This window comes from Sphingomonas sp. NY01 (assembly GCF_038809135.1).
Classification (GTDB): domain Bacteria; phylum Pseudomonadota; class Alphaproteobacteria; order Sphingomonadales; family Sphingomonadaceae; genus Sphingomonas; species Sphingomonas carotinifaciens.
Genome location: NZ_CP101722.1, coordinates 369,587 through 377,500, shown reverse-complemented (window position 1 = coordinate 377,500; position 7,914 = coordinate 369,587). Strand labels below are relative to the sequence as shown.

Annotated in this window: 6 protein-coding genes, 1 rRNA gene and 1 riboswitch (1 of these 8 running past the window's edge); of the genes, 4 read left to right on the top strand and 3 right to left on the bottom strand. The window is 67.4% G+C overall.

The window, feature by feature from the left end; all coding sequences use genetic code 11:
• Window positions 1-205, bottom strand: a 16S ribosomal RNA gene (locus NPJ82_RS01895) (it extends 1,282 nt beyond the left edge of the window).
• A 505-nt stretch (window positions 206-710) separates the two neighbouring features.
• Here NPJ82_RS01895 and NPJ82_RS01890 point away from each other — a divergent pair.
• Genes NPJ82_RS01890 through NPJ82_RS01880 form a run of 3 tightly spaced genes read left to right on the top strand, consistent with a single transcriptional unit; the run spans window position 711 to window position 3,479 of the window.
• The gene (locus NPJ82_RS01890) at window positions 711-1,733 is read left to right on the top strand and encodes a glycosyltransferase (protein WP_342658170.1); all 1,023 of its coding nucleotides are present in this window, start codon (window positions 711-713) and stop codon (window positions 1,731-1,733) included.
• Window positions 1,730-3,211: an oligosaccharide flippase family protein gene (locus tag NPJ82_RS01885; RefSeq protein WP_342658169.1), complete on the top strand. Its 1,482-nt coding sequence runs from the start codon at window positions 1,730-1,732 to the stop codon at window positions 3,209-3,211. The genes NPJ82_RS01890 and NPJ82_RS01885 overlap by 4 nt, the downstream gene beginning before the upstream one ends.
• Window positions 3,204-3,479 (top strand): hypothetical protein, encoded by a 276-nt coding sequence (locus NPJ82_RS01880; protein ID WP_112384060.1) that lies wholly within the window; start codon window positions 3,204-3,206, stop codon window positions 3,477-3,479. The genes NPJ82_RS01885 and NPJ82_RS01880 overlap by 8 nt, the downstream gene beginning before the upstream one ends.
• A gap of 22 nt (window positions 3,480-3,501) precedes the next feature.
• On the opposite strand, the gene NPJ82_RS01875 is transcribed toward NPJ82_RS01880, so the two are convergent.
• Entirely contained in the window at window positions 3,502-4,977 is a 1,476-nt protein-coding gene (locus tag NPJ82_RS01875) for a phytoene desaturase (RefSeq protein ID WP_342658168.1), read from the bottom strand.
• Window positions 4,974-6,137: a lycopene beta-cyclase CrtY gene (crtY, locus tag NPJ82_RS01870; protein ID WP_342658167.1), complete on the bottom strand. Its 1,164-nt coding sequence runs from the start codon at window positions 6,135-6,137 to the stop codon at window positions 4,974-4,976. Before crtY ends, NPJ82_RS01875 begins: the two co-directional genes overlap by 4 nt.
• Window positions 6,138-6,425: 288 nt before the next feature.
• Window positions 6,426-6,668, top strand: a riboswitch (cobalamin riboswitch).
• A gap of 184 nt (window positions 6,669-6,852) precedes the next feature.
• On the opposite strand from crtY, the gene NPJ82_RS01865 reads away from it, so the two are divergent.
• Window positions 6,853-7,896: a HoxN/HupN/NixA family nickel/cobalt transporter gene (locus NPJ82_RS01865; RefSeq protein ID WP_112384057.1), complete on the top strand. Its 1,044-nt coding sequence runs from the start codon at window positions 6,853-6,855 to the stop codon at window positions 7,894-7,896.
• The last annotated feature ends 18 nt before the right edge of the window (window positions 7,897-7,914 follow it).

The window sequence follows — 7,914 nt, the reverse complement described above, 5'->3', positions numbered from 1 at the left end:
GCGGGCTCATCCTCAGGCGATAAATCTTTGGACTTTCGTCGTCATCCGGTATTAGCAGCAGTTTCCCGCTGTTATTCCGAACCCAAGGGCAGATTCCCACGCGTTACGCACCCGTGCGCCACTAAGGCCGAAGCCTTCGTTCGACTTGCATGTGTTAGGCATGCCGCCAGCGTTCGTTCTGAGCCAGGATCAAACTCTCAAGTTTGATGCTCGACTTCATCGCAGCGGAATAACCACGATGAAACCGCTCACTTCAAGGAGCCAGTTCCTGCACATTACATATGGTGTATGTAACGAGACATATGAGTGATCCCACCAAAGCACGAATGCCCCGATAAGACCATGAACCGGCTTATGCTTTAAACGACCTTTAGACGCCTTGAACGCCTAAGACCGCAAGCCGCCGCCCACATGTCCCTTCATCTCAATCACAATGTCAAAGACAAGAATACCGGCGTCGCTCAATCAACCCCGTTCCCAAGGTCATCAAGCCCGCCTATCTCGATCACCGCCTCGCTTCCGAACCGTCCGGTCCGTCGCTGCGGTGACAGCCATCTAGGCCAGCACACTCAACCCGTCAACACCCGTTTTCACATTTCTGCACTTTTTCCGTCAAACACCCGTCATGTGGCCCTAGCGGCCCTGGGTGGCGGCCTTCAGGCGGCTGTTCGGGCAACCTGTTGTTCATGCCCTTGGGCTAGGGCGGGTCCATGTACGCGTCGCCCCCTTCCATGTTCGCCACCCCGGCCATTTCAGTGGTGCTAAGCGTCCATAACGACGCGCCCTTTCTGGCGGAGGCGATCGAGAGCATTCTCGCGCAGAGCGTCCGGAACTTCGAATTCCTGATCGTCGATGACGGCGCAACCGACGGATCGGGTGCGATCATCGACCGCTACGCCGCCGCCGATCCCCGCATCCGTGCCTTCCACCAGCCCAATCGCGGGCTGATCTTCAGCCTGAACCGGATGATCGCCGAGGCGCGTGCCCCGCTGATCGCGCGCATGGATGGCGACGACGTCGCATTGCCCGAGCGCTTTGCCGCGCAGATGCGGTTCCTGTCGGCGCACACCGATCACGGTGTTCTTGGCACCGGCGTCATCGGCATCGACGTGCACGGCGCGGTACGCCGCGACTGGTCGGTCGCCTATCCGACCGACGACGCCGCGTTTCGCGCGGCCCTTCCCGGCGGCGCGCTGATCTGTCACCCCTCGGTGATGATGCGACGCGACCTCGTCCTTGCGGTGGGCGGCTACCGTGCGGCCTATCGCCACAGCGAGGATTACGACCTGTGGCTGCGCCTGTCGGAGCGGACGCGGATCACCAGCCTGCCAGAGCGCTTGCTGCACTATCGCGGATCGCCCGATCAGGTGTCCCGCCGTCACGGGCTGGAGCAGCGTTACGGTGCCGCGGTCGCGCTGGCCGCGCATCGCCACCGGGCGGACGGACGGCCCGATCCCACCCAAGGTCTGGAACGCTTGCCCCCGCTCGGCGATCTCGACGCCCTGTTCAGCACACCGGGTACGGCGCGGGGCGTGCGCGCCGCGCTGATCGAAGGTTCGCTCTACGATGGCGATGCCTTGGCCGGGCCCGCACACCGGGCGCTGCTGGATTATCTGCGCGAAACGCCGCGGCATCGCCGCACACCCGGCCTTTGGCGCGCCGCCGGACGCATGGTCCGGTCGGGGCACCCGCTTGCCGCCGCACGGCTTGCGCTGGCGTTGGCGCGGCGATGAGCCACGCGGCGACCGTACGCGGCGCGGCCCTGTGGTCGATGGGCGCGCAATATATCGCGTTTGCGATCCAGTTCGTGGTCAGCGTGGTGATCTCCCGCTTCTTTCTCTCCCCGCCCGAGATGGGGCTGTATTCGATCGCATTGTCGGCGGCGATGATGGTGTCGATCCTGCAGGATTTCGGGATCAGCCGGTTCATTTCCGGCGAAAAGGACCTGAGCGACGCGCAGATCCGCACCTGTTTTTCGGTATCGCTGATCTTTGCGCTCAGCATCGGCTTCGTTATCCTCGCGCTCGCCTGGCCGGTGGCGCGCTTCTATGGCGATGCGCGCCTGACGCCGCTGCTGGCGATCGTGGCGGGGTCGTACCTGCTTGTCCCCTTTGGCATCGTGCCCAGCGCCTTGCTTCAGCGCGACATGGATTTTCGCTCGATCTTTCTCGTCAATGTCGGTGCCGCGGTGGTCAATGCCGCCGTCGCGCTGGGGCTGGCGGCGGGTGGCCATTCCGCCTTTTCGCTCGCCTGGGCCGCGGTCGCGCAGCAGGGCGCGCGCGCCGCGATCGGCCTGTGGCGCAGCGGTGCCCGCCCGCCCTTTCCACCGCGGCTGAAGGGCGCGGGGCCGATCCTGCGCTTCGGATCGAACGCGTCGCTTCTTTATATCAGCTCGGCGGTCGGCACCCGCAGTCCCGAGCTCGTCATCGGCCGCGTGCTGACGCTGACCGCGGTTGGGCTGTACGGCCGCGCCGTCAGCCTTGCCGCGCAGTTGCAGATGCTGGTCAGCGGCGCAGTGGACGGCGTCTTCTACCCCGCCTTTGCGCGCCTGCGCGACGAGGGCGCCCCGCTGGGTGCGCCCTATCAGCGCGTCGTCGCGGCCTATAGCGCGGCGACCTGGCCGGCGATGGCGTTCCTTGGCGCCGCCGCGACGCCGATCGTGCTTATGCTGTACGGCCCACGCTGGGTCGGTGTCGCGCCGCTGCTGCTCTGGGTGTCGCTGGCGCAGGTCTTCTTTACCGCGCTGCCGCTGCATATCGAGCTGCCGATCCTGCTCGGCCGTATCCGCCGGCTGGTGCTGCTCAACGTCGCCGATACCGTGGCGTCGGTCGGGCTGCTGCTGCTTGGAGCGCTTTGGGGGCTTGAGTGGGCGGCGGTGTCGCGGCTGGGCTATGGCATTGCGTGGTTCGCGATCTATGTCGGTCTGATGCAGACGCTGACCGGATTCCGCTGGCGGGCGATGCTCGTCATCTATGCGCAAAGCCTGATCGCCACGATCGCGACGATCGCGCCGCTGCTCGCCGCCTATCGCTGGTTCGTCGCGCCGGCCGCGATGCATTTCGGGCAGCTTGCCCTGTGCGCGCTGCTCGGCTGTGCAGGCTGGGGGGTGGCGATCTTTGCGGTGCGCCACCCCGTCCGGCACGAGGTACTGGCGGTGGCGCAAGGGGTCCTGTCGCGCCTGCCCGCCGGACGAGTGCCGCGGCGTGGCTGATCCGCAGGGGCTCGGCGACCCGGATCAGGCGGCCTTTGCCTGGGCCCGGTTCCGCGAGATCATGGCGTGGATGACGCTCGCTTCGGCCATTGCAGTGGCGGTGGCGATCGCGGCGCTGGCGCACAGTTTCGGGCCGTTGCACCTGGTGACGATGCTGGGCGTCATCGCCGGCGTCGGCGGATCGGTGATGCTGGCCGGTGCATTGATGGGGCTGGCGTTTCTCAGCTCCGGCACCGGCCATGACGAGGATGTGGATCGGCTCGATTAGAGCGGTGCCGGCCCGCTCCCCCTCAGCGATCCTCCAGCATCAGCCGCGCCGTCGCCTTGGCCGAGCCGACCACGCCCGGAATCCCCGCCCCCGGATGCGTGCCGGCACCCACGAAATACAGGTTCGGGATCGCATCGTCGCGGTTGTGCACCCGGAAATAGGCGCTCTGCGTCAGGATCGGCTCCAGCGAGAAGGCCGAGCCCATATGCGCGTTCAGGTCGGTCGCGAAGTCGCTGGGCGCATAGGAGAATTTGGTTACGATCCGCTCATGGATATCGGGGATCAGCCGCCGGCCGACCTCGTCCAGGATGCGCTTTTCCAGGATCGGCCCGACCTCGGCCCAGTCCATCGGGAACTTGCCCATGTGCGGCACCGGCGCCAGCGCGTAGAAGGTCGAATGCCCCTCGGGCGCAAGGCTGGGATCGGTGACGGTCGGGTGGTGCAGATAGAGCGAGAAATCCTCTGCCAGCACCCCGTGATCGTAGATGTCGGTCAGCAGCCCCTTATAGCGCGGCCCGAACAGGATCATGTGGTGCGGGATGCCCGGCCACGTCCCTTTGATCCCGAAATGCACCACGAACAGCGACGGCGAATATTTCTTGCGCTCCAGCCGGTTGGTCACGCGCTTGGCCGAGCGATTGTCGCCCAGCAGGTCGCGGTAGCTGTGCATGATGTCCGCGTTGGACGCGATCGCATCCGCCTGCCCGGTCCAGCCGCTCCTGGTCACCACGCCCGTCGCGCGGTCACCCAGCGTCTCGATCCGCGTGACGGGATCGCCCAGCCGTACCACGCCGCCAATCCGCTCGAACTGCGTCACCATCGCGGCGACCAGCCGGTTGGTGCCGCCGCGCGCGAACCACACGCCGCCGTCGCGCTCCAGCTTGTGGATCAGCGCATAGATCGCGCTCGTCGTCATCGGATTGCCGCCGACCAGCAGCGTGTGGAAGGACAAGGCCTCGCGCAGCTTCTCCGACTTCACGAACTTGGACACCATCGCGTAGACCGAGTTCCACGCTTGGTACTTCGCCAGGGCCGGCGCCGCCTTCACCATCGACGCGAAGTCGAGGAACGCGACATGGCCCAGCTTTTCATAGCCTTCCCGGTACACGCCCGCCGCATAGTCGAGGAAGCGCTGGTACCCGGCAACATCGTCCGGCTCCAGCTTGGCGATCTCGGAGCGCAGCAGCGTGTCCTCGTTGGTATAGTCGAAATTGGTCCCGTCGACCCAGTTCAGCCGGTAGAAGGGGTTGACCGGATCGAGCACCACATCGTCCGCCATCTCGCGGCCGGTCAATTGCCACAGCTCGCGCAGGCAGTTGGGATCGGTGATAACGGTCGGCCCGGCATCGAAGGTGAAGCCGTCGCGTTCCCAGTAATAGGCCCGCCCGCCCGGCTTGTCGCGCGACTCCACGATCGTGGTCTGCACGCCCGCCGATTGCAGGCGGATGGCGAGCGCCAGCCCGCCGAAACCCGACCCGATGACGATCGCGGTCTTCATGCGCGGGCCCCCCTCAGCGCGGAGATCGCGCGGCCGATCGGCACCGGCGGCCGGCCGGTCAGGATACGCGCCTTGTCGGCCATGGTCGATTGTCCTGCATAGAAGCGCCCGATAAGGCCGGGCGCCAGTCGATAGAAGCGCTCAAGCACGCGGTAGCGTTCCTCGGGCTCGGCGGCCCGAAACAGCATGGTGTCGAGCATACGATAGAATTTGCGCGCGTCCCAGGCGTCGCGCGCCAGACCATAGGTCAGGTCGTGCAGGTCCGCGCCTGCAAAGTCGCGCCGCGCCGCGATCGCGCTGGCCGTGCGGATCGCATCGGGCAGCGAATAGCCGGTGGTCGGGTGGAACAGCCCGGCGCGCATCCCGGCCTTGGGCGTCTTGGCCCCGCCCGATCGCCAATAGGCCTCGAAATTGCCGCCCATCGCCACCGGCAACACGCCGGCTTCCTCGCGGACGACCTCGGTGACGTCCCAGTCCATTGCCGCGGCATATCGCTCCAGCCGCGGCACGATCGCCCCGCGGTTGAGGTCGGCGGAGGTCGAATAATAGGTGTCCTCGACGAAGATGCGGTCGACCCCGAAGGGCAGGACGTAGACGAAGCGGTAACCGTCCACCTGCTTCACCGTCGCATCCATCACCACCGGCCGCTCGCGCCCGTGCGGCGCCGCCAGCGCCAGTTCGCGCCCGACGAATTTCTGCCATCCGCAATCCAGCGTGGACAGGTCGCCGGTCCCGCGCGTGTCGATCACGCCCTTTGCCTCGATCCGGTCGCCATCGGCCAGCACCACCGCGGTCGCCGATACGCCCAGCGCCTTGCGCCCTAGCAGCAGCGCCTGTTCGGGCAGGGTGGCGCGCACCACCCGGTCCAGCCGGCTGCTCTCGATCGAGTAATAGGGCTGCGCGATCGTCCGGCCATGCGCCGGAAACGCCACGTCATAGCTGGCCCAGGCATGGGCGACGGCGCGCTCCACGATCCAGCGGTCGCCGCGCGCGACATCGCTGCCGAAGAACGACCACAGGTGGTTGCCGCCGATGCTGTCGCCCGCATCGACCAGCCGGACGTCGAGGTCCGGGTGCCGTCCTTTCAGCGCCAGTGCGACCAGGCTACCCGCCAGACCCGCACCGACGATCGCGACATCGCATGCGATCATGGAAGCCATATCCGCTCGCTACCCCAAACCGCGCACGACGCAAACCACTTACGCAAAAGCACCCTCTCCCCACCGGGAGCATCAGGACGCCCGTGCGCTGCCGATGTGGCCCCTCTCCCCTCCGGGGAGAGGGAGGGGCCCGCCGCGAAGCGGTGGGAGGGTGAGGGGCCGCCAAGCAGCGCATCGCCCGCGGCATCCCCTCACCCTTCCCACTGCCTGACGGCAGCGGGCCCCTTCCCTCTCCCCGTGGGGGAGAGGGATCGAAGAAGCTTGCCCCCCGCCCCCACACCCCCTACCCCAACCCCCGATCGCGCCGGTGCCCCCACAAGGGGCTTAAAAGGGAACACGGTGAAAGGCGGCCGTCGAGCCGCCCCAATCCGCGGCTGTCCCTGCAACTGTAAGCGGCGAGCGCGGTGCCGGACGTGCCCCATCAAGGGCACAGCCACTGGACCGAACGGGTCGACCGTTCGATCTGGGAAGGTACGGCACCGTGGCTGTGACCCGCGAGCCAGGAGACCTGCCGGCGTCAGGTCGCTCTTGTCCGCCGGTCCAGGGGATGGCCGCGGCACGGCTGGTCCGTTGAGCGACGCGCACCCAGGCGGCGGGGGCCGCCACGGCGACGCGTGGCCGGCCGCTCATGGCGTCCGGCCGGCCCTGCGGCGCCGGCCACCGGTTCGCGCCGGTGGCAGGCCCCCGTCATGTCGGACGCCCGCCGGATTGCCGCATGACCCGATCCAATACCTCGTTGAAACGCCGCATCGCCGCGTTGTTCGCGCTGCTGATCCTCGCCAATTTCGCCTGCTGGGCCTGGGCGCTTGCGCTCGCCCGCCACGATGCGCTGCTGCTCGGCACCGCCGCGCTCGCCTGGGGGCTGGGCCTGCGCCACGCGGTCGATGCCGACCATATCGCGGCGATCGACAACGTCACCCGCAAGCTGATGCAGGACGGCCAGCGCCCGGTCGCCGTCGGCTTCTGGTTCGCGCTCGGCCATTCCGCCATCGTGCTGGTCGCCGCCGTCGCGGTCGCGCTGACCGCCAACGCGCTCGCCCGGTTCGAGGCGTTCGGACAGGTCGGCGGCGTCGTCGCCACCGGCATCTCCGCCACCTTCCTGTTCGCCATCGCCGCGATGAACCTCCTGATCCTGCGCTCGGTCTGGGCCAGCTTCCGCCACGTCCGCGCCGGCGGCATCTATGAAGAGGCCGATCTCGACATGCTCACCGCCGCGCGCGGGCCATTGTCGCGGCTGTTCCGGCCGATGTTCCGGCTGGTCACCAAAAGCTGGCACATGGCGCCGCTCGGCCTGTTGTTCGGGCTCGGCTTCGACACCGCGACCGAGGTCGCGATCCTGGGGCTTTCCGCCGCACAGGCCGCCGATGGCATGAGCATCGCCACCATCCTCGTCCTGCCCGCGCTGTTCGCCGCCGGCATGGCGCTGGTCGACACCGCGGACGGGGTGGTGATGCTCGGCGCCTATCGCTGGGCGTTCGTGAAGCCGATCAGAAAACTCTACTACAACATCACCATCACCCTCGTCTCCGCGATCGTCGCGATCGCGATCGGCGGGATCGAGACGCTGGCCCTGATCGCCGACAAGCTGGACCTTCGCGGCGGCGTGTGGACGCTGGCCACCGATCTCGGCGGCAGCTTCAACGGCCTGGGCTTCGCGATCGTCGGGCTGTTCGTCGCCTGCTGGCTGGTCAGCTTCGCCATCTACCGGTGGAAGCGGTTCGACGACACGCCTGTTGTCGGCCCCGCACCCGCCCGCTAAAGCCGTGGCCGGGGCGGA